At 69.2% G+C, this 26082-nt stretch carries 19 protein-coding genes; 9 read left to right on the forward strand and 10 right to left on the reverse strand.

Annotated elements, in window-relative coordinates:
* Positions 1 to 12: 12 nt before the first annotated feature.
* The 3 genes from HPY32_RS42300 to HPY32_RS42310 all read right to left on the reverse strand — a co-directional run bounded on the left by HPY32_RS42300 (position 13) and on the right by HPY32_RS42310 (position 6325).
* Positions 13 to 2994: a hypothetical protein gene (locus tag HPY32_RS42300; RefSeq protein ID WP_171983302.1), complete on the reverse strand. Its 2982-nt coding sequence runs from the start codon at positions 2992 to 2994 to the stop codon at positions 13 to 15.
* 46 nt (positions 2995 to 3040) lie between these two features.
* Positions 3041 to 4549, reverse strand: a complete 1509-nt coding sequence (locus HPY32_RS42305) for an APC family permease (protein WP_067586470.1) — start codon at positions 4547 to 4549, stop codon at positions 3041 to 3043.
* 150 nt (positions 4550 to 4699) lie between these two features.
* Positions 4700 to 6325, reverse strand: coding sequence for a PucR family transcriptional regulator (locus HPY32_RS42310; RefSeq protein ID WP_216676732.1), 1626 nt, complete (start codon positions 6323 to 6325; stop codon positions 4700 to 4702).
* Between the two features lie 320 nt (positions 6326 to 6645).
* Here HPY32_RS42310 and HPY32_RS42315 point away from each other — a divergent pair, with 320 nt between their 5' ends.
* From HPY32_RS42315 to katG, 7 genes are all read left to right on the forward strand, one after another.
* Positions 6646 to 8136 (forward strand): CoA-acylating methylmalonate-semialdehyde dehydrogenase, encoded by a 1491-nt coding sequence (locus HPY32_RS42315; RefSeq protein ID WP_067586466.1) that lies wholly within the window; start codon positions 6646 to 6648, stop codon positions 8134 to 8136.
* 12 nt (positions 8137 to 8148) lie between these two features.
* Positions 8149 to 9513, forward strand: a complete 1365-nt coding sequence (locus tag HPY32_RS42320) for an aspartate aminotransferase family protein (protein ID WP_067586462.1) — start codon at positions 8149 to 8151, stop codon at positions 9511 to 9513.
* 519 nt (positions 9514 to 10032) lie between these two features.
* Positions 10033 to 11520, forward strand: coding sequence for an aminobutyraldehyde dehydrogenase (locus tag HPY32_RS42325; protein ID WP_171983303.1), 1488 nt, complete (start codon positions 10033 to 10035; stop codon positions 11518 to 11520).
* A 42-nt stretch (positions 11521 to 11562) separates the two neighbouring features.
* Positions 11563 to 12573 (forward strand): SMP-30/gluconolactonase/LRE family protein, encoded by a 1011-nt coding sequence (locus HPY32_RS42330; protein ID WP_231951596.1) that lies wholly within the window; start codon positions 11563 to 11565, stop codon positions 12571 to 12573.
* On the forward strand, positions 12570 to 13949 hold the full coding sequence (locus HPY32_RS42335; RefSeq protein ID WP_067586452.1) for a M28 family peptidase: 1380 nt from the start codon (positions 12570 to 12572) through the stop codon (positions 13947 to 13949). Before HPY32_RS42330 ends, HPY32_RS42335 begins: the two co-directional genes overlap by 4 nt.
* Positions 13950 to 14028: 79 nt before the next feature.
* A complete protein-coding gene (locus HPY32_RS42340; RefSeq protein ID WP_216676880.1) occupies positions 14029 to 14445 on the forward strand; it encodes a Fur family transcriptional regulator in 417 nt (138 codons plus the stop codon).
* A 39-nt stretch (positions 14446 to 14484) separates the two neighbouring features.
* Positions 14485 to 16719, forward strand: a complete 2235-nt coding sequence (gene katG, locus HPY32_RS42345) for a catalase/peroxidase HPI (RefSeq protein ID WP_067586446.1) — start codon at positions 14485 to 14487, stop codon at positions 16717 to 16719.
* Between the two features lie 31 nt (positions 16720 to 16750).
* On the opposite strand, the gene HPY32_RS42350 is transcribed toward katG, so the two are convergent.
* Complete coding sequence (locus tag HPY32_RS42350; protein ID WP_067586443.1) at positions 16751 to 17341, reverse strand: TIGR03086 family metal-binding protein; 591 nt, start codon at positions 17339 to 17341, stop codon at positions 16751 to 16753.
* 292 nt (positions 17342 to 17633) lie between these two features.
* Between HPY32_RS42350 and HPY32_RS42355 the strand changes: the two genes are divergently transcribed.
* Entirely contained in the window at positions 17634 to 18602 is a 969-nt protein-coding gene (locus tag HPY32_RS42355; RefSeq protein WP_067586440.1) for an AraC-like ligand-binding domain-containing protein, read from the forward strand.
* Positions 18603 to 18705: 103 nt separating this feature from the next.
* Here HPY32_RS42355 and HPY32_RS42360 read toward each other — a convergent pair whose 3' ends face one another.
* The 6 genes from HPY32_RS42360 to HPY32_RS42385 form a co-directional block, all read right to left on the reverse strand.
* A complete protein-coding gene (locus tag HPY32_RS42360; protein WP_156674374.1) occupies positions 18706 to 18879 on the reverse strand; it encodes a hypothetical protein in 174 nt (57 codons plus the stop codon).
* 245 nt (positions 18880 to 19124) lie between these two features.
* Positions 19125 to 19706 carry a Uma2 family endonuclease gene (locus tag HPY32_RS42365; protein WP_067586436.1) on the reverse strand — a complete coding sequence of 194 codons (582 nt, stop codon included), beginning with the start codon at positions 19704 to 19706 and terminating at the stop codon, positions 19125 to 19127.
* A gap of 95 nt (positions 19707 to 19801) precedes the next feature.
* Entirely contained in the window at positions 19802 to 21262 is a 1461-nt protein-coding gene (locus tag HPY32_RS42370; RefSeq protein WP_067586433.1) for an MFS transporter, read from the reverse strand.
* Positions 21263 to 21559: 297 nt separating this feature from the next.
* Positions 21560 to 22801 carry a uroporphyrinogen-III C-methyltransferase gene (gene cobA / locus HPY32_RS42375; protein ID WP_067586430.1) on the reverse strand — a complete coding sequence of 414 codons (1242 nt, stop codon included), beginning with the start codon at positions 22799 to 22801 and terminating at the stop codon, positions 21560 to 21562.
* Between the two features lie 58 nt (positions 22802 to 22859).
* The gene (locus HPY32_RS42380) at positions 22860 to 23270 is read right to left on the reverse strand and encodes a PPOX class F420-dependent oxidoreductase (RefSeq protein ID WP_067586427.1); all 411 of its coding nucleotides are present in this window, start codon (positions 23268 to 23270) and stop codon (positions 22860 to 22862) included.
* A gap of 61 nt (positions 23271 to 23331) precedes the next feature.
* Positions 23332 to 24714 carry a DoxX family protein gene (locus tag HPY32_RS42385; protein ID WP_231951595.1) on the reverse strand — a complete coding sequence of 461 codons (1383 nt, stop codon included), beginning with the start codon at positions 24712 to 24714 and terminating at the stop codon, positions 23332 to 23334.
* A gap of 219 nt (positions 24715 to 24933) precedes the next feature.
* Here HPY32_RS42385 and HPY32_RS42390 point away from each other — a divergent pair, with 219 nt between their 5' ends.
* Positions 24934 to 26073 (forward strand): phosphotransferase family protein, encoded by a 1140-nt coding sequence (locus HPY32_RS42390; protein ID WP_067586424.1) that lies wholly within the window; start codon positions 24934 to 24936, stop codon positions 26071 to 26073.
* The last annotated feature ends 9 nt before the right edge of the window (positions 26074 to 26082 follow it).

Genomic DNA, 26082 nt, shown 5'->3' on the forward strand with positions numbered 1-26082 from the left:
TCGATGCGTGGTTCAGCGAGTCCCACTGCCCTGCAAGGTGATTCGGCCCCGCACCTGTCCGCTGCGGTCGCGGATCGCGAGTTGGGCGCTGTAGACCGCCCCGGTGCTCGCCGGGCGGAAACCGACGGTGATCGAGCAGGTTCCTCCGGGTTTCGCGGGTGGGCAGGTCGTTGCCAGGACCCGGTAGACCGCGGGGTCGGTGGTGACCAGGGCGTCGCGGACGTAGCAGTCCGACCAGGGCAGCGTGACATCCCGCTGGACGATATTTCCGGCGGGCACCGGGCCGAATGTCAGTGTGCCGCCGAGATCCGCGCAGGACAGGGGCGCGGGCGTGAGATGGACGACCGCGGAAGCAGTCGTCGTAGTCGGTGGGCTGGTCGTCGTGTCGGTAGCCGTGGTGGTGGTCGGAGTGGGTGTCGTGGTCGTCGGCGGAGCGGTCGTTGTCGTGGTGACCGTGTCGGTCGTCGTGGGTGCCGTCGTCTCGGTCGTCGGGGGCGCCGGAGGCGGGATCGGCGGCGGAGCCGGAGGCGGGACCGGTGGGGGTGCCGGAGGCGGGACCGGTGGGGGTGCCGGAGGCGGGACCGTTCGTGGAATTGTCGCGGGCGGGAGCGTGCGTGGAACGGTCGTGCGCGGGACCGTGCGCGGCGTGGTCGTCGGCGGTGCGACCGGTCCCGTTGCGCCGGAGCGGGTTCCGGTCGTACCGGAACCAGCCGTCGAGGTGTATTCGACCGAGGGACCGACGTCGACGGTCCCCTTCGGCGACACCGACAGCGCCCACCCACCCAGGCCGACGAGCAGGATGATGATCGCGCCCACGACCGCACCGCGCACCAGCGAGAGCCCCATCGGACCACGGCCGTGCCGAATAGCCATGCGCCGGATGGTGTTTCGCATCCGACGCACCGCCGCATGGTCGACCCCCAGGGCGTCCTCGAAGCTGGGCAGCCACGACCGCCACAGCGCGAGCCGTTCGCCGGTGCTCGCGGTGGGGATCGCGGCCAGCAACGCCAGCGCACCGTCCGGATCCTCGGCGCCCAGGTGGTGCCGCACGCCCGCGACCTCCCGATACGCGGTCGCCCACACCGTGCCGGACCGCCCGCTCGCCAGCAGAATGGCCCGGTGCGCGGCGGGAGGCGCGATATCGCACTCGGCGGTCATGGCCAGCAACGACGGCCACAGCAGTCGGTGCGCAATGCCGAGATGTTCGGCGGGCGTGCCGGGGCCGCGCCGACGGACCATGGCCCCGAGTCCGGCAATCAGTTGCCGCGCATCCGATTCCGTGAGCTCCGAGCCGAGTTCGGCTGCCGCCAGGCACAGTACCTCGATCGGCAGGACCGGGCCGGGCTCGGCGGCCAGCAGCACGACGAGCAGGTGGTCCAGTTCGAGCCCGCCGAGCGTCGTTCGGGCGGATTCGATGCGGTACCCGACGAGTTCGTCGATTCCGAGCGGGCCCAGGTAGGCGGTGCCGTCGAGTTCCGGGGCGATCTCCGCGATCAGCCGCGCGTGCAGCCAGCCGCCGGGGACCGGCCACGGGTCGTCGGGTTCGAGCCGCGCGGGGTCGGCCGCCGCGCAGACGGCATTCCATAACGCCGCGAATCGGGCCTCGGGCCAAGGGAACTCACTGTCGAGCAGTGCCGTGCGCAGATAGTGCTCGACATCCCGGCAGGACGGCAGCGGAGCTTTGAGGGGCTGAATATCGGGTAGGTCCGGTAAGGGTGGCGCCTGGGAATCGGTGACGATCAGCCGGACATGGTCGTACTTGGGCCGAGTCGCGAGCGCGGTGAGCATGGCGGTGATCGCCTCGCGCTGACCGCGTTCGGTGGGCAGATCCAATCCATCGACGGTGATTATCACCTCCGCCGCGCCGAGCTTGCTCAGTGCGGCGTGCAGCGACTCGGGGATCACGTCGGCATCGAAGGTCGGATTCTCCACTGTCGCAGGGGTTTCCATGTCTTCGACCCGTACGGCCAGCTGTTCGCCCAGTTCTCGCGCGACCGTGGTTCGATCGCTGGTGCCGGTCAGGAATACGGCCGCGTCAACCGGCATACCGAGCGTGTCGGGTGCACGCGAACGTGCCAGCAGCGCAGCGAGTGTCGATTTTCCCGAGCCCCCGGGGCCGACGATCGCCCGCAACCGCTCATCCCGCTGCTCGACCAGGGCGGCGAGCCGTTCGGTCACACCGCCGGTAATCAGCAGATGTCTAGTCAGATCGGCGACGATATCGTCCTCGGGCCTGCCGGACAGCACATCGGTCGCCGGGGCGAGGTTGTGCGCCAGCCACAGGCCGGGATCGGCGGCCGAGCGTAGCCCGGCGGCGCTCGAAAGATACTGCGGCCGTTGACCTCCGCAGTCCTGTGCGATCGGGCCGAGCAGGTCGATGGGTAACAGCCAATCCCCCAGGCCGGGCAACCCGGAGCCCACGACTCCCAGCAGCGAGCGCGTGGAACATCCGCCGGAGGCCGGGTCGATGCCGGTGGCGACGAACAGTTCCATCCGTCCCGGTGCCCGTAGCAGTCGGTCGGACCACGCGGGAGCCAGGGTTCGCCCGCCCGCCCCGGTGTGGCAGGTATCGACGAGCACGATCAGCCCGTCCAGCCCGCCACCGGCGGACGGCGTGACGACCAGGTCTCCGACGAAGGTCGGAATGCGCACCGTGAAGCGCAGGTCCAGCGGGCGCTCGCCATACGGGTCGAGCGGACGAGAATCCCGGCACAGATAACAGAAATCGCCGTCGGCGGAGTCCTCGCCGTATCCGAGAAAGGCGAGCAGCAGCGTCGCGCTCTGTTCCGCCGCAATCTGGACCGCATCGCCAAGCGCATTCTCCAACTGGCGGGAGGAGGGGTCGGCCACCACGATGCCGTTCGGAAACACCGGTAACCAATCACCGTGCTGCACAAGCACGGCGGCCAGTTCGTGTGCCAACCCGGGCAGAAACCCCAAGTGTGGCAACGGATCGCATTGCGAACAGACGATCAACGCCAGCCTGTTCCCCACCGGTATATCTTACGGCCGGACACCGGCCGATAGAGACCTTTCGGTTCTACCGCTCGCGGGTCTCCTCGAGCACCGTCCGGCCCAGCAGCGCGTAGCGCGCCGGGTGGCGGCGTTTCAGGTATTGCGCGCCGAGGATTCCGGTGAGGGCGACGGCGGCGACCAGCCATGGGGTTGCCTTCAGGATCGCCGAGTGTGCTTCCGTTCCGGCCGCCGAGCCCATATTGACGATCAGCAGCGCCACCACCCCGAGCATGGCCAGGCCACCGGCCAGTGGGGCGGCGAAAGTGCGGAACCAGTGCCGGGTTTCGGGGTGGTGGGTGCGGAAGTAGTTGAGTACCGCGAAGGAGCAGGCGGATTGGACGACGAGGATCGCCATGGTGCCGAGAATCGCCAGGAGCGTGTAGATCCCGTTGTAGGGGTCCTTGCCCGCCAGGCCCATGGCGAGAATCACCACGGCCGCCACCACGGTCTGCACCAGCCCGGCGATGTGCGGCGATCCGTGCCGGGGATGGGTGCGGCCGATGGTGCGCCGCAGCGACGGCAGCGCGCCCTCCCGCCCGAGCGCGTACAGGTAGCGCGCCGCGCAGTTGTGAAAGGCCATGCCGCAGGCCAGCGATCCGGTGATCATCAGCCACTGCATGGTGTTCACCGCCCAGTGCCCGACGTAGCGGGTGGTCGGGTCGAAGAAGACGCTCATCGGATGGTCCGACCCGGCCAGCGCCGCCGCCCGATCGTGCCCGTTGCCGCCGATCGCCATCCAGGACACGAACACGTAGAAGACGCCGACGCCCAGCACGGCAATCATGGTGGCACGCGGGATGATTCGCTTCGGATCGCGCGATTCCTCGCCGTACATGGCGGTCGACTCGAAGCCGACCCACGACCAGAACGCGAAGAACAGCCCCAGACCCGGTGCGGCGCCGTGGAATACATTGATCGGGTTGACCGGCGTCAGCGAAAACCCGTCCGGCCCACCGCCGTGCAGCGCCACCGAGACCGCCATCACCGCGAGCACCGTCACCTCGGTGGCCAGCAGCGCCACCAGCAGCTTCTCCGCGACGGCGACCCCGAACCAGGTGCCCACCGCGTTGATCGCCAGGATCACCACCGCGAACACCCACCACGGAATGTGCACGCCCACTTGATCGGTGAAGGTGTTGGTGGCGAAGCTGGAGAAGATTCCGACCAGCGACGGCTCGAACACCATGTACGCGAACGCCGCCAGCAATCCGGCCGCCAGGCCCACCGTGCGGCCCATGCCGTAGGAGATGAATCCGTAGAACGCCCCGGTGGCGGTGATGTGCTTGGACATCGTGGTGAATCCGACCGAGAACACGGCCAGCACCACCATCGCGATGAGAAACGCTGCGGGCGTGGCGATTCCGCTGCCGGAGGCGATCATGAACGGCACGTTGCCGGTCATCGCGGTGATGGGGGCGGCGGTGGCGATGGCCATGAACACCACGCCCAGCAGCCCGACCTGATTCGGCTTCAGCCTGTCGATCGCCGATCCCCCGGCCGATCCGGTATCCACCGGCGTCGTACTCGTATCCATGCACACACTCCTCATCAATCGGTCTCGCGACCTGTCTGGGATTGTGGGCAACGGATTGTTGCCGTGACATGAAACCGGGTTACCGACGGCGACGAACTCTGTGACTCCCCTCACAAACACTACATTCCGGACGGAACACGGTCGGCCGCCTTACGATTCGTCGGCCTTGGTCAGGTCGCGGATGAGCAGGGCGGTGTGCAGCGAGGTGCGCACCTCGCCGTCGTCGAGCCTGATGCCGAGGATGCGTTCGATGCGCGAGAGCCGGTCGTAGAGGGTGGGGCGGCTGATGTTCATCCGCCGCGCCAGCTCGGTCTTGTTGCCCGCCAGGTCGAGAAACTGCCGCAGCGTGCGGGTGAGGTCGCCGCGGTGCCGGATGTCGTGGCGCAGCAGCGCGCTCAGCTCGGTCTCGGCGAAGCGCTGCACGCCCGGCTCGTTGCGGATCAGCGACAGCAGTCCGCGCAGCCGCACGTCGCCGCTGCGATAGAACGGGCGCGGCGCGGCCGAGTCCAGCGACAGCGCCACCTCGGCGACATGGGCGGCGTGGGTGAGCTCGCGGGCGGTGTCCAGCAGCGACTCCGACTCCGCGCCGACACCGATGGCGACCCGGTGCACACCGTCGACGCGGCGGATCTCCGCGGCGACGGCGAGGCACACCTCGCGCAGCCGCGCGTCCAGGTCCCCGCCGCGGGACACGGCCAGCAGCAGCGTGACCTGCTGGTGGTCGGCCGCGCCCAGCGCCGTCGCGCGGGTCAGGCCGACCGCGTGCCCGGCCGCGTCCAGCAGCGCGGCGCTGCGCCGCTGCCGCGCCACCGGATCCGATTCCGCCAGTGCCGCAACGTGAATCGACAGCGGGACATAGCGCGCCCGCCGGGCCAGCCCCAGCGCCGCCGCGCGCGCGACCGCCTCCTGTTCGTCGCTGACCCGGCCGCCGACCATATCGTCGATGAGCCCGGTCTGCGCCTGGCGGTGCAGGCCGAAGCGGTCCTTCTCGATCATCCGGTGCAGCGTGAGGGTCTGCGCGGCGCGCTCGAGCACCATCCGGGCGCGGGTGCTGGGAATGCGGTGCGAGCGCAGGATCAGTCGGCCCCAGCGCTGGGTGTGCGGGCCGACGGGGACCACGCTCCAGTCCTCGGACAGCATGCGCGAGGTCGATTCCCAGTCCTCGAGCAGCGCCGCGGGCGAGGCGTGCCGGGCGGTCAGGGCCAGCACCCGGTGCGCCAGATCCTCCAGCACCACCGACGAATCCAGCAGGTTCGCCGCGGTTTTCACGATCTCGGCGAGCGAGGCGCGGCGCACGCTGAGCGCGGTGAAGGTCTCGTGCACCGACTGGGCGAACTCCAGTTCGGCGTACTGGTCGGCCACGATCACCCGGTGCACCGCCTCGGTCACCTCGACGAAGCGGGTGATGCGGTGCAGCGCGACGACCGGCAGCCCGAGCCGGTCCGCGGTGGCCGCCACGATGGCGGGCAGCTCCAGCACATAGCTGCCGAGCTCGACCACCACGCCGGACACCCCGGCCGCGGCCAGCGACTCCAGGTAGGCGACGGTCCGCTGAGCGCCCCGCGCCAGCGGCTGACCGGTGGTGAGGATCAGCTCGCCCCCCGCCAGCAGATCCGCCACCTCCGCGACCTCACTGACATGCACCCACCGCACGGGCCGCGCCAGCGCCTCCCCACCACCGACGACCTCGGGTTCCCCCGCCCGCACGACGGGCATCGCAAGGACCTCGGCGACGGTGGGGAGCACCGACGAATCGTAATACGAAGAGGTTCTCATCCGACAGTTCGTCGGGGATCATGGCGGTTGCGATGCGCGACACTCGACTAGAGAGGTCCCGGCCAAAAGCATGCCGGGACCCCGGGGTTTGTGTCTGCGGGCGCGCTCCCCGGGGTTTGTGTCCCCGGACGCACTCCCGGGCTTGTGTCTCCAGACGCGCCCCCGGGGCTTGTGTCCCCGGACGCGGCCCCCGGGGCTTGTGTCCCCGGACGCGGCCCCCGGGGCTTGTGTCCCCGGACGCGGCCCCCGGGGGTTGTTTTTCCCGGCGCGCTTTTGGCCGGGGCCCGAAGGCCGGAACGACTCACGATTCAGGAGAACGTATGCATACGATTGCGCATTGGGTGGACGGTAAGTCGTTCGGCGGGACGAGTGAGGCGAGTGCGCCGGTGACCAATCCGGCGACCGGGGTGGTCACCGGGCAGGTGGCGCTGGCTAATGCGGCCGACGTGCGGGTGGCGGTGGAGGCGGCGGCCGCGGCGTTTCCGGCGTGGCGGGATACCTCCCTGACCCGCCGGGTGCAGGTGCTGTTCCGGTTCCGCGAGTTGCTGAACGAGCGCAAGGAGGAGTTGGCGGCCATTATCACCGCCGAGCACGGCAAAGTACTCTCCGATGCGCTGGGTGAGGTGACCCGCGGCCTGGAGGTGGTCGAATTCGCCTGCGGCATACCGCATCTGCTCAAGGGTGGGTTCACCGAGAACGCGTCCACCAAGGTCGACATCTTCTCCATCCGGCAGCCGCTCGGCCCGGTGGCGATCATCTCGCCGTTCAACTTCCCGGCCATGGTGCCGATGTGGTTCTTCCCCCTCGCGATCGCCTCCGGCAATACGGTGGTGATCAAGCCGAGCGAGAAGGATCCGTCGGCGACGCTGTGGGTGGCGCGGCTGTGGGCCGAGGCCGGGCTGCCCGCGGGCGTGTTCAATGTCGTGCAGGGCGACAAGGTCGCGGTGGACGAGCTGCTCGACAATCCGAGCATCAAGGCGGTCTCGTTCGTGGGCTCGACCCCGATCGCGCGCTACGTCTACCAGCGCGGCACCGCCGCCGGAAAGCGCGTGCAGGCGTTGGGCGGCGCGAAGAACCACATGGTGGTGCTGCCGGACGCCGATCTGGATCTGGCCGCCGACGCCGCGGTCAACGCCGGTTTCGGTTCGGCGGGCGAGCGCTGCATGGCGGTCAGCGTGGTGGTGGCCGTCGGCGAGGTCGCCGATGCGCTGGTGGAGCGGATCGCCCAGCGCGCCGGGACGATTCGGACCGGCGACGGCACCCGCGGCACCGATATGGGTCCGCTGGTCACCCGCGAGCATCGCGATCGCGTCGCCTCGTACGTGGCGGCGGGCGAAACACAGGGCGCCCGGGTGGTTCTCGACGGGCGCGACGTGCGGGCCGACGGCGAGAGCGACGGATTCTGGCTCGGGCCAACGATTCTCGATCATGTGCGGCCCGAGATGAGCGTCTACACCGACGAGATCTTCGGCCCCGTCCTGTCGGTCGTCCGCCTCGACGGCTACGACGAGGCGCTGGCGCTGATCAACGCCAATCCCTACGGCAACGGCACCGCCATCTTCACCAACGACGGCGGCGCGGCCCGGCGCTTCCACAACGAGGTGGAGGTCGGCATGGTCGGCATCAATGTGCCGATCCCGGTTCCCATGGCGTACTACAGCTTCGGTGGCTGGAAGGCGTCGCTGTTCGGCGACTCGCACGCGCACGGCGTCGACGGCGTGCAGTTCTTCACCCGGACCAAGGCTGTCACCTCCCGCTGGCTGGATCCCAGCCACGGCGGCTTGAATCTCGGCTTCCCGCAGAACAACTGAAGGGAGCAAGCAATGACACTGCCCAACGGACTGACCGTGGACCAGGCCCGCGCCGAGGCCGCCCGCGCCTACGAACTGGATCGGCGCCACGTGTTCCACTCCTGGTCGGCGCAGAAGCAGCTGACGCCGATGACGATCACGGCGGCGCAGGGCTGCTATGTGTGGGACGGCGACGGCAACCGGCTGCTGGACTTCTCCTCGCAGCTGGTCAATACCAATATCGGCCATCAGCATCCGAAAGTGGTTGCGGCCGTGCGGGACCAGGCCGCCAAGCTGTGCACCGTCGCGCCGCAGCACGCCAACGCGGCGCGCTCGGAGGCGGCGCGGCTGATCGCCGAGCGCACGCCGGGCGAGCTGAACCGGATCTTCTTCACCAACGGCGGCGCGGACGCCATCGAGCACGCGGTGCGCATGGCGCGGCTGTATACCGACCGCTACAAGGTGCTTTCGCGGTATCGCTCGTATCACGGCGGCACCGAGACCGCGATCAATCTGACCGGCGACCCGCGGCGCTGGCCCAACGATCACGGCAATGCCGGTACGGTGCATTTCTTCGGGCCGTTCCTGTATCGGTCGCAGTTCCACGCGAGCGACGAGAACGAGGAGACCGAGCGGGCGCTGGCGCATCTCGAGCAGACCATCCTGATGGAGGGGCCGTCGACGATCGCGGCGATCGTGCTGGAGTCGATTCCGGGGACGGCCGGAATCATGGTTCCGCCACCGGGTTACCTCGCGGGCGTGCGGGCGCTGTGCGACGAGCACGGCATCGTGTTCATCGCCGACGAGGTGATGGCGGGCTTCGGCCGGACCGGAAAGTGGTTCGCCATCCAGCATTTCGACGTGGTGCCCGACCTGATCACCTTCGCCAAGGGCGTGAACTCCGGTTATGTGCCGCTGGGCGGCGTCGCCATCGCGCCGCACATCGCGGCGGCGTTCGACGAGCGCGCCTACCCCGGCGGCCTGACCTACTCGGGTCACCCGCTGGCCACGGCCGCCGCGGTCGCGACCATGACCGCCATGACCGAGGAGGGCATCGTCGAGAACGCCGCCGACATCGGCGCGCGCGTCCTCGGCCCCGGCCTGCGCGGGCTCGCCGAACGCCACCCGAGCATCGGCGAGGTCCGCGGCCTGGGCGTCTTCTGGGCCCTGGACCTGGTCCGCGACCGCACCACCCGCGAACCCCTGGCCCCCTACGGCGGCACCAGCCCCGCCATGACCGAGGTCGTCGCCGCCTGCCGAGCCGCGGGCCTGCTCCTGTTCGTCAACTTCAACCGCCTGCACGTGGTACCGCCATGCACCGTCACGGAATCGGAGGCCAAGGAGGGCCTCGCCATTTTGGACGAGGCACTGTCCATCACCGACCGGCACACGGCCTAGCCCCGCCACGCGGGCCCACCCTCATGATTCCGGCGCGCTTTTGGCCGGAATCCACCGTAAGGTCCCGGCCAAAAGCACGCCGGGACCAAGAGGGTAGGCCACGCCAGGACCATGAAGGTGGGCCACGCCAGGACCGCGAGGGTCGGCGACGCCGGACCAGGACGGTGGGCGACGCCGGGACCATGAGGGCAGGCGACGCCGGACCAAGAGGGTGGGCCACGCGGGACCATGAGGGTAGGCCACACCGGGGCCATGGTGGTAGGCCACGCCAGGACCAAGAGGATGAGCCACGCCAGGACCAAGAGAGTGGGCAACGCCGGACCAGGGCGATAGGCGACGCCGGGACCACGAAGGTGGGCCATACCAGGACCATGAAGGTGGGCGACGCCAGGATCGCGAAGGTGGGCCACGCCAGGACCACGAGGGTCGGCGGCGCCGGACCATGGGGTGGGCGTCCGCTCGGGGCATGCGGGTGGCAGGGCAGAGTTGGATCATATTGCGTGAGAACGGAGTTGGGCTGTGGGCGATACCCCATTGCAGTATATTGCGGGTGAGCGGCGGCATGGGGCGGCGGAGAGGTTGGCGGTTGTCGAACCGGCTACCGGGGTGGAGATCGTTGCCGGGGCGGCGGCGGGGGACGCGGATGTGGATGTTGCGGTGCGGGCTGCGGCGGAGGCGTTTCCGGGGTGGGCGGGGCGGACTCCGGCGGAGCGGGCGGAGGCGCTGTCTCGGTGGGCGGAGGTGTTGCGCGGGCGGGCGGGGGAACTCGCGGCGCTGGAATCGCGCAACGGTGGGAAGCCGATCAAGCTTGCCGAGGGGTTCGATATTCCGGGCGTCATCGATAATGTGGCGTTCTTCGCCGGTGCCGCACGCCATCTCGACGGGAAGGCGGCGGCGGAGTACTCGGGCGAGCACACCTCCACGATCCGGCGCGAACCCATCGGCGTGATCGGATCCATTGCGCCGTGGAACTATCCGCTCCAGATGGCGGCGTGGAAGGTGCTCCCGGCGGTGGCGGCCGGGAACACCGTCGTGCTCAAGCCGTCGGAGCTCACCCCGCTCACCTCGCTGATATTCGCGGAAACCGCGGTGGCGGCGGGCATTCCGCCGGGCGTGTTCAACGTGGTCACCGGCACCGGCGCGGTGGCGGGTGCGGCCCTGGTGGCGCATCCGCTGGTCGCGATGGTGTCGTTCACCGGTTCCACGGCGGTCGGCAGGCAGGTCGCGGCCACCGCCGCGGGTGCGGTCAAGCGGGTGCACCTGGAGCTCGGCGGCAAGGCGCCGTTCCTGGTGTTCGACGACGCCGATCTCGAGGCGGCGGCCCGGGGCGCGGTCGCGGGGGCGCTGATCAACGGCGGTCAGGACTGCACCGCCGCCACCCGCGCCTACGTGCAGCGCCCGCGCTACGACGAATTCGTCCGGCGGGTGGCCGATCTCATGGATCGGGTCCGCATCGGCCCGGTCGGCGACCCGAACACCGATCTGGGCGCGCTGATCTCGGTGCCGCACCGCGACCGGGTGGCGGCCATGGTCGAGCGGGCCCGCGCGGCGGGCGCGAAAGTCGTTCGGGGCGGCCGCATTCCGGACAACGCCCCGGCCGGTGGCGCGTACTACGAACCGACGCTGCTCACCGACGCCGCCCAGGATTCGGAGATCGTGCAGCAGGAGGTGTTCGGGCCGGTGCTGGTGTGCCTGCCGTTCGACACCGACGACGAGGGCATCGCCCTGGCCAACGACACCGTCTACGGCCTGGCCGCCTCGGCGTGGTCGGGCAATGTGTTCCGCACCCAGCGCGCGGCCCGCGAGATCCGTTCGGGCTGTGTGTGGATCAACGATCACATCCCGATCGTCAGCGAGATGCCGCACGGCGGGTACCGCGCCTCCGGATTCGGCAAGGACATGTCGGCGTACTCGTTCGAGGAGTACACGAACGTCAAGCACGTCATGGCCGAGCTGACCGCCGCGCCGCGCAAACCCTGGCACGACCTGATCTTCCGGGGCGACTGAGATCCCGGTGCGGCGCTACCGTCCGCGAGGTACGGTAGCGCCATGCCGGTCCCGTCCTTCCGGGCGCAGCGCTGGACCCCGCCCCGGGCAACGCCGCGTGCTCGCGAAACCCGCAGTGCCCCACCGATGCCCGCCGTCCGGCTGCTGCCGCTGCCGGGCCGCGGCCCCGAGGACGTAGTGCTCGGCGGCGACGGCCGCCTGCGCACCGGCACCGCCGACGGCGCGGTGCTGGCCGTCGATCCCGAGTCGGGCGCCGTCGAACAGATCGCGCACACCGGCGGCCGCCCGCTGGGCCTACACGCCGAATCCGATGGCGCGCTGCTGATCTGCGACGCCGAGCGCGGCCTGCTGCGGCTGGACCGGCCGCACGGGCGGCTCGAGGTGCTGGCCGACACGGTCGACGGGCAGCCGCTTCCGTTCGCCAGCAATGTGGTCGGCACCGCCGACGGCACCGTCTACTTCTCGTCGTCCAGCAGCCGCTATCCGCTGTCGCGGTACATGGGCGCCATCTACGAGCACTCCGGCACCGGCCGCCTGTTCCGCCGCCATCCCGACGGGCGCGTCGAAACCCTGCTGGACGGACTGCAATTCGCCAACGGCGTGGTGGTCGCCCCGGACGGCTCGTGCGTCCTGGTCGCCGAGACCGGCGCCTACCGCGTCGCCCGCTACCACCTGACCGGCCCGCGTGCGGGCACCTCGGACTATCTGGTCGAGAACCTACCCGGCTTCCCCGACAATATGGCCCTCGGCAGCGACGGACTGGCCTGGGTCACCCTGATCACTCCGCGAAATCCGTTGCTGGACACGCTCCTTCCGCTTCCCGGCGTGCTGCGCCGCGTCGTCTGGGCCATCCCGCCGTCGCTGCAACCGCGCCCGGCCCGCACCGTCTGGGTGCAGGCCTTCGACTTCGAGGGCGCGCTCGTCCACGACCTGCAACGCGAGGGCGACGACTATCGCCTGGTCACCGGCGTGGTCGAGCAGGACCGCACGCTGTACCTGGGCAGCCTCACCGAACCGGCGATAGCGGTGACCGAAGTACCGGAGCGAGCGTGACGACCGTGCCCGGCAGCAGAATCCTCGGCGCGCTCGCCGCCGCCGCGGCATTGACGATCACTGCGCTACCGGCCGCGGCGGCCCCCACCGAAAGCCTGGCCGACGCGCTCGCGCAGGCGGTCACCGGCCCCGACGCCTACCGGCATCTGCAAGTGCTGCAAGCCATTGCCGACGCCAACGGCGGCGTGCGGGCCGTGAACACCCCCGGCCTCGCCGCCACCGAGGACTACCTCGAGACCACGCTGACCACGGCCGGATACCACCCGACCGTGCAGGACGTGCCCTACACCCGGTTCGCCGTCGTCGCCGAGGACACCCGCATCGTCGACGGGAACACACCGCTGCGCACCATGCTCATGGACGAATCCCCGGCCCTCTCCGATGTAACGGCACCCGCCGTCCCCGGACCCGCGACGGGTTGCCAGGTCGGCGACTACAGCGGGCTGAACGTGAGTGGCGCGGCCGTCGTGCTGGCGGCCGCCTCCTGCGGCGTCGCCCAGCAGGTCACCGCGGCCGCGCAGGCCGGTGCCCGTGCCGTGCTGCTGAATTCGGTCACCCCCGACGCCGACACCGTCCAGCGGCTGCACTGGTTCGGCTCCGCCCCGCCGCCGATACCGCTGGCGTCGATCTCACGAAACCAGGCGGAATCGCTGATCGGCCCGCACCCGCAACCGGTCGCGCTGCGCATGAACTGGCAGGGGCACGACGAGCACGGCACCACGCACACCCTCATCGCCGAAACCCGCGGCGGCAGCGCCGATCACGTCGCGATCGTCGGCGCCCACCTGGACAGCGCCGCCGACGGACCGGGCATCGACGACGACGGCTCGGCGGTCGCGGCCACGCTCCAGACCGCCATCCAACTCGCGCCGTACCAGGACGGGGTGACCGATCGGGTGCGGTTCATCTGGTGGGGCGCAGCCGAATTGGCCGACGCGGGCGCCGAACACTATGTCGCGCAACTGTCCCCGACCGACAGGCAGGCCATCCAGGCGTACCTCGACGCCACCATGATCGCCTCCCCCAATTTCGTCCGGTACGTCATGTCCGGCCCCGGGGTGCTGTCCCAGCCGTTCGACGACTACCTCACCGCGCGGCGGCTGCCGTTCGAGCATGCGGGCACCGATGTGGTCGCCTCCGATCACGAACCGTTCGCCGCGGCCGGGATCACCGTCGGCGGGATCTTCGCCGGTTCGCTGGGCGTCAAGACCGACGCCCAGGCCAGCGTGTACGGCGGAACCGCAGGCCAGAGCTACGATCCGTGCGACCGTCAGCCCTGCGACCGGCTCGACCGGATCGACACCACCGCGCTCGACCAGAACGCCCGGGCGCTGGCCTACGCGGTCGGATGGACCGCGGCGCGTAATTTCCCGTAGACGTTCGCCGAATCTCGCCTCACGGATTCTGGAATGAGTCATACTTCGGACCGTGTCCACGACTGCGGAGTTCGAGCGCATGTTGCGTGGGGCCGCTCTTCGGGTGACGGCACCGCGGGTTGCGGTGCTGGCGGCGGTGCACGATCATCCGCACGCCGATACCGATTCGATCCTCGGACTCGTCCGCGCCAGCCTCGGCACCGTCTCCCATCAGGCCGTCTACGACGTGCTGCGGGTGCTGACCGAGGTCCGCCTGATCCGGCGCATCCAGCCGATGGGCTCGGTGGCGCGCTACGAGACGCGGGTCGGCGACAACCATCATCACCTCGTGTGCCGCAACTGCGGCGCCATCGTCGACGTCGACTGCGCCGTCGGCGAGGCGCCCTGCCTGACCGCCGCCGACGACAACGGCTTCGTCCTCGATGAGGCCGAGGTCATCTACTGGGGTCTGTGCCCCGAGTGCTCGACCGCACAGCCCACCCGATCGCATCCGTGATCACAGCCCAGAATTCGCTTGCTACCGAAAGGAACCGACGTGCCTGAAGAACATCCGCCCATCGGAGAGGCCAGTACGGAACCCACCGCGAATGGTTGTCCCGTCATGTCCGATCGGCTCGCCTTCCCGGCCGAGGGCGGCAACGCCAACCGGGAATGGTGGCCCAACCAGCTGAATCTGAAGATCCTGCAGAAGAATCCCGCCGTCGCCAATCCGATGGGCGCGGATTTCGACTACGCCGCGGAGTTCAAGACCCTCGACCTGGACGCGGTCCGCCGCGACATCGAAGAGGTCATGACCACCTCGCAGGACTGGTGGCCCGCCGACTTCGGCCACTACGGCCCGCTGTTCATCCGGATGGCCTGGCATGCCGCCGGGACCTACCGCATCAACGACGGCCGCGGCGGAGCCGGTGCGGGCATGCAGCGGTTCGCGCCGCTCAACAGCTGGCCCGACAATGCCAGCCTGGACAAGGCCCGTCGCCTGCTGTGGCCGGTCAAGCAGAAGTACGGCCGCAAACTGTCCTGGGCCGACCTGATCGTGTTCGCGGGCAACTGCGCGCTGGAGTCCATGGGCTTCAAGACCTTCGGCTTCGGCGGCGGCCGCGTCGACCAGTGGGAGCCCGAGGAGGACGTGTACTGGGGCCCCGAGCACACCTGGCTCGGCGACGAGCGCTACACCGGTCAGCGCGACCTGGAAAACCCGCTGGCCGCAGTGCAAATGGGCCTGATCTACGTGAATCCCGAAGGGCCCAACGGCAATCCGGATCCGCTGGCCGCGGCCGTGGACATCCGGGAGACGTTCCGGCGCATGGCCATGAACGACGTCGAGACGGCGGCGCTCATCGTCGGCGGGCACACCTTCGGCAAGACCCACGGCGCCGGTGACGCCGCGCTGGTCGGCCCCGAGCCGGAGGCGGCCCCGCTGGAGGAACAGGGCCTGGGCTGGCGTAGCCGGTTCGGCACCGGCGTCGGCAAGGACGCCATTACCAGCGGTATCGAGGTCACCTGGACGCCCACGCCGACCACGTGGGACAACAGCTTCCTGGAGACGCTGTACGGCTACGAGTGGGAGAAGACCAAGAGCCCGGCCGGTGCCTGGCAGTGGATCCCCAAGGACGGGGCGGGCGCCGGGACGGTGCCCGGACCGGACGACCCGGCCAAGACCCGCACCCCGTCCATGCTGACCACCGACCTCGCGCTGCGGATGGACCCGATCTACGAGCCGATCACCCGGCGCTGGCTCGAGCATCCCGAGGAGCTGGCCGACGAATTCGCCAGGGCGTGGTACAAACTCATCCACCGCGACATGGGTCCCAAGGTCCGCTACCTCGGGCCGCTGGTCCCGGAGGAGACCCTGCTGTGGCAGGACCCGATCCCCGCGGTGGACCACGAACTGATCGGGGCCACCCAGATCGCCGAGCTCAAGGACCGCATCCTGTCCTCGGGATTGACGGTGCCGCAGCTGGTTTCGACCACGTGGGCGGCGGCGTCGTCGTTCCGCGGCAGCGACAAGCGCGGCGGCGCCAACGGCGGCCGCATCCGGTTGCAGCCGCAGGCCGGGTGGGAGGCCAACGAACCCGACGAGCTGGCGCAGGTGGTGCGCGTGCTGGAGGGTATTCAGGAGTCCTTCAACTCCGCCCAGTCCGGCGCCGTGCGGGTGTCGTTCGCCGATCTGGTCGTGCTCGGCGGTGTCGCGGCGGTCGAAAAGGCCGCCAAGGACGCCGGATTCGACATCGAGGTGCCGTTCACGCCGGGCCGCACGGACGCCACGCAGGAGCTCACCGATGTGGAGTCGTTCTCCGCGCTCGAGCCGAACGCGGACGGTTTCCGCAACTACCTCGGCAAGGGCAACCGGCTCCCCGCCGAGTACCTGCTGCTCGACAAGGCGAACCTGCTGACGCTCAGCGCGCCGGAGCTGACGGTCCTCGTCGGTGGCCTGCGCGTCCTCGGCGCGAACTACAAGCAGTCGCCGCTGGGCGTGTTCACCTCGAAGCCGGGGGTGCTGACCAACGACTTCTTCGTGAATCTGCTGGATATGCGCACCAAGTGGGAGCCGTCGGAGGCCGACGACGGCACCTATGTGGGTAAGGACCGCGCCACCGGCCAGGTGAAGTGGACCGGCAGCCGCGTCGACCTGGTCTTCGGGTCGAACTCGCAGCTGCGCGCCGTCGCGGAGGTCTACGCGACCGACGACGCCAAGGAGAAGTTCGCCCGCGACTTCGTCGCCGCCTTCACCAAGGTGACGAATTTGGATCGGTTCGAACTGGCCTGATCGGGGACCTGTGACCGGCCCTGGGGGCCGGTCACAGGGGCCGCCAGTCCGGTGAGCGTCCCATCCGGAACAGCAGTTGCTCTCGCAGCGAAGGCCCCGCGGTTCCGGTGGCGGCGGCGAAGAATCGGTGCGTGGTTTCCGGATCTATCGGCGTCTCGGGCAGATTCGCGTAGATGTGCTCCAGATTTTCGAGGATCCAGTCGACGAGTCCCGCGTCCATGGCGTCGTCCGCGCCGATCGCGCGGGCCAGGTCCCAGGTGTGCACGACGCTGTCGGTGGTGCGCACCGCCAGGGCCTGCCGCCCGGTCACCTTGCCGAGCGGATAGTCCAGAATCCGGTGCAGCGCATCGGGTTCGGCGAATGCCCGGATGCAGGCGGTGACCGAGTCCAGATACGCGCCCACCGGATCGTCGCCGAGCGCGTCGGCATCGCGCAGTTCCAGGAATTCCGTCCCCGATCCGCCCGCGGCCAGCATGGCGTAGCCGATATTGCCGCGCGCCATGTGATTCACCAGCTGCCGCACATTCCATTCCGCGCACGGCGTGGGCCGAACCCACTGCGCCGGTTCGACTTCCCGCAGCACCCGCGCGAAGTCGGCGCTCGCGCGAACGAATCTATCCATCACGCGGTCCAGGGTGTATCCCGCACCGTCGCCGCGCTGGCGGGAATCGGCCTTGACGCTGACACACCGATCGTTACATCACCACCGTGGCAGTCGCCGAACGGGAGTGCTAGATTTCCATTCGAAAGACTCTCGCCTAGCACCGATAACCAGGACCGACCGGGCGTTTTTCCGGTGGCTTGCCGGTGATGTTCGGGGCTGACGATCGTTGGCTGTCGCATTGAATTGTGAGGGCGTGTGTTCCGGTGACCGGCATTGCGAACCGTTCGACCGCGATCGGCGGTAGTCGGCGATGAGTGTCGTCCTCAGCACCGCGAACCTGCCGGCGGCCGAACGCCTGGACTACTGGGAGTACGCGCTGGGTCAGGTGGGCCCGACCTTCGATGTCTACGGCGACCCCGATCGCGAATTCCAGGCCTGGATGCAGACCGGATGGATCGGCGGTTTGCAGGTCGGCGCCACGGCCAGCAGCCGATACGACCTGGTGCGCACGCCCCGGCGGATCCGTGACTCGGATGCCGCGGTGTATCTGTGCACCATCGTCACCGACGGCAGCATGGGTGTCGAACAGGGCGGCAGCACCGCGCTGTTGGGCCGCGGCGATCTGGCCATCGTCGACAACTCGCGCCCGTTCCGCTATCTCGGGCCGACCCCGCGCCGCCTCACCCTCGCCAAGTTCCCGCACACCATGATCCCGCTCGGCCGCGATCGCGTGGCGCAACTGACCGGCACCCGAATACCCGGCGCCAGCGGCACCGGCGCGCTGATCTCGACCATGCTGTGCCAGATGGTCGATCAGCTCGACTCCGCCGACCTGGCCGACAATCAGCTGCTCGCGACGGCCGCGGCGGATCTGGTCGCCGCCGCGCTGGCCACCCGCCTCGACCTCACCGCGATACTGCCGCCCGAATCACGGCAGACGACACTGCTCGCGCACATCCGCGGCTTCATCGAGCAGCACCTCGACGACCCCGACCTGTCCCCCGACGCCATTGCCGCCGCCCACCACATCAACCCCCGCTATCTCCGCAAACTGTTTCAGGCACAGGGCCAGACGGTCACCGGATGGATTCGCGAGCAACGCCTGCAACGCTGCCGCCGAGACCTCCTCGACCCGCGCCTGACCGACCGCCCGATCGCCGCCATCGCGTCCCGCTGGGGCTTCCTCGACATCGCGCACTTCACCCGCACCTTCCACACCGCCTTCGGGCTCCCGCCCGCCGCCTACCGTCAGGTGCACCGCCAGACCGGAACCTCCTGACCGACAAGGCTTTCCGGATTCGCCGACACCCGGCTGGTCCGCGGATCGCACGACGGCACTGCCGCCGACCATGCGACAACCGCGGACGAATAGGTGCGTTCGGCTACCGTTCGAGGCTGTAGACGCCGAACTCTTTGTGGCGCACCGCCGGGCGGATGCACAGCCTCGTGGCGGCGCGGCGTCGGACGGCGCGGCGCGGCGAAACGCCGAACTGCACCACGGACATAGGAACCCGGTACAATGTGTTCTCACCTCCCTCCGTCGACGCGATCTCCATACCCCATCACCTCGCCGGATCTGTTCCCACCACCGGCGCACGGCGCACCACCACCAAGCCGGTCCGAACAGAGTGATCGACACGGAAAACGGCGCCATCCTACCGATCGGCAGGCGTCGCAACGCATTCCGGAAACAACGCTAGCACTCTCTGAGAAAGAGTGCCAGACTCAAATTCGGAATTCTCCGAAGTATCGGCGTGCCGCCGCCGATTGATATGCCGCGCAACGTTTTTGATCGGTGAAACTAATGCCCGTCGGCGCCGAAGCCGGTGAGGTCGACGCGCACCGGGTAGGGCGCGCGGGTGGCGAGCGTTCCCGTGTGCGGGCCGCTCGGGGCCGGGAGGTATTCGCCGGACTCGTGGTCGAGCCAGTATTCGTAGACGATGGGGCGGTCGGCCTCGTCGCGTTCGACGCGCCAGAAGTAGGCGATGCCCGCGGTGGCGTAGAGCTGCGGTTTGCGGAACCAGGCGTCGATATGGTCGGTTTCGGAGACGATGTCGACCACCAGGGTGACGGCCTCGGGCGGCAGGCATTCGGTGGAGTAGGGGTCGACGCAGGTCTGATCGACCACCGTGATGTCCGGTACGGCCGGATTGTATTCGTCGACCAGGACGCACTGCTGGGCGAAGACCGCGTAGGGGGCGCGCCTGCTCCCGCCGAGGGCGATCAGCAACGCGTCGCGAACCCGGTTGCGCCACAGGTCGGTTCGCGGCCGGACGGTGATCTCACCGTCCACCAGCTCCCAGTCGTATGGCAGCTCGATGTCTCTGACCTGCTGGTATGTCCATCCCCGGCGGTGTGCGCAGGCGATCGAGTGCGTGGCCATGGTGTCCCCTCCCAGTCACCGATGCCCCACTCTAACCCCGCCGATCCCAATCCCACAGCCCCACAACCACATCCGCACCCCCTACCCGGCCCCGGTCAGGCCTGCTGGGACTCCTCCTGCGCATGCTGGGCCCGGGCCAGGTCCCGGGTCGTGTAGCGGAGGGTGAGGGCGATGAGGCCGACGACGATCGCGCCGATGCCGCAGACGAACAGGACCAGCGTGTATCCGCTGCCGAGCGCGGAGATCTGGGCGGGGGTCATGTCCGCGGCGCGGCCGGTGCGACCGCCGAGGGACAGGGTGCGGGAGGCGGCGACGGGGCTGAGGACGCCGACGGCGATGGGGGTGCCCAGGTTGAAAATCATCTGTCCGATGGCGGACAGCGGGCCGACCTCGGAGACCGGGACGCCGACGAGCAGGCACAGCGGCGTCACCACGATCACCAGGCCGACGCCGATGCCCGCCACCAGCAGCAGCGGGAGCAGCGTGGTCGGGTAGTGCACGCTGCCGTCCAGGGTCGAGCCGTAGATTCCGGCGGTCGACAGGCACACGGCCGCGACGGCGAGCAGCCAGCGCGGCCGCACGACCATGACCGCCTTGGAGGCGATCGCGGTGCCGATGCCCGCGCCGACCGTGAACGGAATCGACGCCAGCCCCGCCACCAGCGGCGAGTAGCCGACGACGTTCTGCAGGAACTGCGCCACGAAATAGGTCATCGCGCCGAGCACACCCGACCCCAGCAGCAGCGCGATGAAGGCCGCGACCCGATCGCGATGGTCGAACAGCGACAGCGGCAGCACCGGATTGTCGACCGTGCGCTCGGCGAAGATGAAGGCGGCCAGCAGCAGCACGCCCACGACCAGCGCGGACACGATCACCGGAGAGCCCCAACCCATTTCGGGCCCCTCGGTCGCGCCGAACACGATGGACACGCAGGCCAGGGTGCCGAGAACCGAGCCGCGCACGTCGAGGGTGAGCCGGTGGTGGGTGGTGTCGCGCAGCTTGTACACCGCGCCCAGCAGGATCAGCGCGCCGATCGGCACATTGATCCAGAAGATCCACCGCCAGTCGTACTGCGCGAGCGCACCGCCGATGACCAGACCGCCGACCGATCCGACCCCGGCCATGGACCCGAAGATCGCGATGGCCTGATTGCGCGCGGGCCCCGGCGCGTAGGTGCTGGCGACGAGCGCCATGGCCGATGGCGCGGCGATGGCGGCGCCCGCACCCTGAATCGCGCGGGCCGCGATGAGCATTCCCTCGTCCTGCGCGAGCCCGCACAGCAGCGACGCCAGCGTGAACAGCGAGACGCCGATGATCAGCATGCGTTTGCGGCCGAAACAGTCGCCCAGCCGCCCACCGAGCAGCATCAGCCCCGCGAAGGTGAGCCCGTACGCGGTCACCGTCCACGCACTGCCCGAACTGGACAGCCCCATCTGCTCCTGTAACCGGGGCAGCGCGAGAATCACCACCGAGCCGTCCAGGATGACCATCAACTGGAGCCCACTGAGCACCAGAATCGGCAGCCCGAAGGCCCCCCTCGTCACCGGGTATTGCATCGTCGCAGCGGGGTTGTCGGGCACAGTGAGCAACTGTAATGGATCGTTGTTCCGTTGCTGTGAACCGTTTGGTTCCCGGCCAAAAGCATGCCGGGAACAAGAGAGATGGCACCCTGATCCGCCGGATCAAGAGAGACGGCACCTTGATCCGCCAGGAACAAGAGACGGCACCTTGATCCGCCAGGAACAAGAGACGGCACCTTGATCCGCCAGGAACAAGAGACGGCACCTTGATCCGCCGGGAACAAGAGAGACGGCACCTTGATCCCGGCGTGCTTTTGGCCGGGATCCATCGGGCTAGTTCGAATCCCCCGCGGCAAATCCCGCCGTCGGGCCGATGACGATTATCGCCGGGGGGCGGATCGATTCCGCGCGAACGCGCTCCGCGACGGTGGCGAGGTCGGCCCGGAGGATGCGCTGGGTGCGCAGGGTGCCCTCCTGGATGACGGTGACGGGCGTGGCGGCGGGACGGCCGCCGTCACGCAGGGCGGTGGCGAATTGTTCGATGCGTTCGACCGCCATCAGCAGCACGAGGGTGCCGCGCAGGCGGGCGAGGGCGGGCCAGTCGACGAGGGAGTCGGGATGGTCGGGGGCCACGTGGCCGCTGACCACGACGAATTCGTGTGTCACGCCGCGGTGGGTGACGGGAATGCCCGCCAGGGCGGGGACCGAGATGGCGCTGGTGACGCCGGGAACCACGGTCACGGGAACGCCCGCCGCGACGCACGCCTCGAGTTCCTCGTAGCCGCGGCCGAAGACGTACGGGTCGCCGCCCTTGAGGCGGACCACGAACTTGCCCGCCTTGGCCCCCTCGATGAGCGCGGTATTGATGGCATCCTGTGCCATGGCCCGGCCGTAGGGGATCTTGGCGGCGTCGACGACCTCGACCTCGGAGCCCAACTCGGCGAGCAGTTCGGGCGGCGCGAGCCGGTCGGCGACAACGAGATCCGCGCGCGCCAGCAGCCGGCGGCCGCGCACGGTGATCAGATCCGGATCGCCCGGACCGCCGCCGACGAGGGCGACACCGGGCGCCACCGGGGCGGAATCGTCGGTGACGAGGCCGGATTGCAGCGCCTCCAGCAGCGCGGTGCGCACCGCGGCGGACCGGCGATGCTGCCCGCCCGCGAGCACCCCCAGCGTCAGCCCCTCGTAGCGGGCGGTGGCGGGAGTGACCGCGGTGCCGAGGCGGGCATTGTCGGCGCGCACGCAGAACACGCGCCGACGGGTCGCCTCGGCGACGATCGCGGCATTGGTGTCCGGCTCGTCGGTGCAGGCGATGGCATACCAGGCGCCGTCGAGATCTCCGTCGGCGTAGTCGCGCAGAGCGAGCGTGAGCTGCCCGGCCGTCGCCATACCCTCGACGGCCGGTGTGACGGCCCGGCTGATCACATGGACCTCGGCACCGGAGGCGATGAGCAGTCCCAGCCGTCGCTGGGCGACGGTCCCGCCGCCCACCACGACGACGCGGCGGCCCGCGAGATCGAGCCCGACAACATAGTTCGGGTCACCGGCTTGCTGGTCGTCTGGGGTGTGCGGCACAAGTTTCGAGCCTACGGCCTGCCCCTCGATCCGGTGCACACCGCCCGTCCGTCCGCGCTCAGGAGAATTGGCCCGTCACCTTCGTGGGCGTGATGCGGACGATGACCCGGTCGGCGTCGCGCACCGACGCCGGGTTGAAGTCGGCGTAGTGCTGGCCGGTGTATTTCAGCGACAGGCGGTCGGGCAGTTCGCGATCCGGGTCCGGGGTGATGGTGGCGGTGCCGCGGATCTGGGCGTACACGTACGGGGTTTCGGGTGGGTTGATCAGGACGCTCACGCGGGGGTCGCGGACCAGGTTCTTGTACTGCTGGCGGGTGACGGTGGTGGAGTACAGCAGTTCGTCGCCGTCGCGTTCGATCCAATTGACGGTCAGATGCGGCTGCCCGTCGCGCCCGACGGTGGCCATGGTCGCGAAGACCTTCGCCTCGTCCAGATACTTCTGCAGGTCTGTGGGAAGTTGGATGGTCACGTGGAGACTGAACCCCCCGGCGCCGACGCGAATTCCCGCGTGGCATCGGAGGGGCCGGGGCTCAGAATTGCGGCGTGTCCTGGATCCAGCGGAATCCCGTGCTGCGCAACCGGAAGCCGTTCGGATCCACGTGGTCGAGGGCGATGGTGACCCGGTGTCCCTCGAGCTGCCCGTCCAGGAACAGCCGGTCGGGAGCGTCCTGCCGGAAGGTGAACTCGCCCAGCGGTTTCGGCTCCGCCACGGTATCGGTCGGCGCTTCGGCCAGGGTCAGGTGCCGACCGGCGGTGTCGATATCCAGGCGGGTGTCGACCAGGGTGCCGTCCATGCGCTGGTAGGTCATGACGCCCGGCGTATCGAAAACGATGCGCTGCCAGCGGTTCCCGTCGGTCAGCAGCGGCGGCAGCGCCTGTCCGTCGCGCTCGAAGTCCCGCACCGACCAGATGCCGTACAGCGGTGGCTTGGTGCGATACGGGCCCTCGTCGCGCCAGGTGTCCCAACCGATCTGGGCGAAGTTGGCCGTGACCCACAGCCCCAGCACCACCTGCACGAGGGCGGCGATGCGCCGGGACCGGCGGGTGTGGAACGGGTACGGCGCGGTCGACGGCCCGGTCGCGCGGTCGAGGAACAGGCCCTCCAGCAATCGCCGCGCCTCCGGAGCCAGCAACACCAGGCACATCAGCAGCAGGTGGCCGGACAGAATCTTCACCGGCACACCGAAGGTCATGTTCAGCACGAACACCTGGGCCGTGGCGATCAGGGTCAGCATCGCCCCGGCGACGGCGGTGCGCGGTATGAACAGCAGGACGCCGCCGAGCACCTCGGCGAGGCCGAGCAGCATTTCGTACTGCGGTGACAGGCCGACCTGGGTCCACAGCACGCCCGTCGGCCCGAAATCCCCGAGGGGGTGCAGCAGCGCGGTCAGGCTGGGCACCGGCATCTGCGTCGGAAACAGCTTGGCCCAGCCGAAATCCATCATCGATGCGGCCACACACATCCGGATGAACAGCAGGAACCAGCCCGCGAGCCGCCGGTAGTCGGGCCGCCGCCGGTCGAGCACGGTCCAGATCGCGGTTCCCGCCGTGGCGATCACGAGCAGGCAGAACAGTTGCACCCAGTAGATGGTCTGGTCACCGCTGTGATTGTTGCGGAACACGGCATCGATGCCGAAGACGGTGCGCCCCACCCAGGTCAGCGGCGCGTTCAGCAGCGTCGTCTGCCACAGCACCATTTCCTGGTAGTTCGGAAACAGGTGATTCAGGAAACCGACGTAGTCGGTGATCAACTGCGGATAGGTCACACAGAACAGCCCGAAGTACAGGAAGCAGAACCGGAATGCGATGCGCGTCAGTGGATTCCACGTCGCTCGCCTCGACCCCTCGAAATCCGGCTCCGCCGCCGCCCTACTCGTCGTGACCGCGACCACGCGCACCAACCCCTCATCCATTCGAAAGCAACGAGGTGAGAGTACGAATCGGGGGCCGCGGGCGCTTCCGGGAACGACCCTGAAATCGCGCTACGCCGTGAGACTTACGTGCCAGCCGTAGGGCCCGAGGTGGCGCTGGCACTACCGATTCCCGTCCCGGTCACCGGAACTCGACGGCCTCGGTACCCGCTCCCGCCAGCACACTGTGCAACAGATTCCACACGACCAGGAGGGCAGATCATGACGATCGACCCCGATCGCGACCCCGGGGATCGGTACCGGCTCACGACCAGCGCCCGCGACCTCGACGATCTCGCCGACCGGCTCACCCGCTGGCTCGGCACCAAGGTCGGCGCCGACGGCCCGCCGACGATCACCAACCTCACCCGGCCGCAGGCCGGGGGCATGTCGAGCGGGTCGGTGCTGTTCGAGGCGTCGTGGACGGTGGGCGGCCGGGTGGACAGCGGCGCGTACGTGGTGCGCATGCCGCCGGAGTCGGGTGCGCTGCCGGTGTTCGAAACCTACGATCTGCCAACGCAGTACGCGGTGATGGCGGGTGTCGCCGAGCTCACCGACGTGCCGGTTCCCCAGTTGTGCTGGCTGGAGACCGACGAATCCGTGCTCGGCACACCGTTCTTCGTGATGCGCCGGGTGGATGGGCGTATCCCCGAGGACAATCCGCCGTACGTGTTCGTCGGCTGGCTGTTCGACGCGAGCCCGGACGAGCGGCTGCGGCTGACCCGCCGCACGGTGGACATCCTCGCCGCGCTGCACGCCATTCCCGAACCCGCCGAACGGTTTCCGGCGCTGGCCACCGGCTACGGCCCCGCGCTGCGCCGACATATGGACGCCCAGCGCCGCTACTACGAGTGGGCGCTCGCCGCCGACGGTTACCGAATCCAGTTGCTGGAGCGCGCATTCGACTGGCTGGAGGCGCACTGGCCGTCCGATCCCGGGCCGGATGTGCTCTGCTGGGGTGACGCGCGGCCGGGCAATATCATCTATCAGGGCTTCGAGCCGGTGGCCGTGCTCGACTGGGAGATGGCGACGCTGTGTCCGCGGGAGCTGGACGTGGCGTGGCTGATCTTCATCCACCGCTTCTTCCAGGACATCGCCACCCGCTTCGATCAGCCCGGGCTGAAGGACTTCCTGCGCCGCGACGACGTGGTGTCCTACTACGAGAAGAACACCGGATACACACTGCGCGACCTGGATTGGTACATCGTGTACGCCGCGCTGCGGCACGGCATCGTGATGGCCCGGGTCAAGCGCCGGATGATCCACTTCGGCGAGGACACCGACACCCCCGATCGCGACGACTACGTCATGCACCGGTCGAGCCTGGCGGCACTGCTCGACGGTCGCTACCAATGGGATTGAACGACAAGG

The sequence above is a fragment of the Nocardia terpenica genome, from assembly GCF_013186535.1.
Lineage (GTDB): Bacteria > Actinomycetota > Actinomycetes > Mycobacteriales > Mycobacteriaceae > Nocardia > Nocardia terpenica.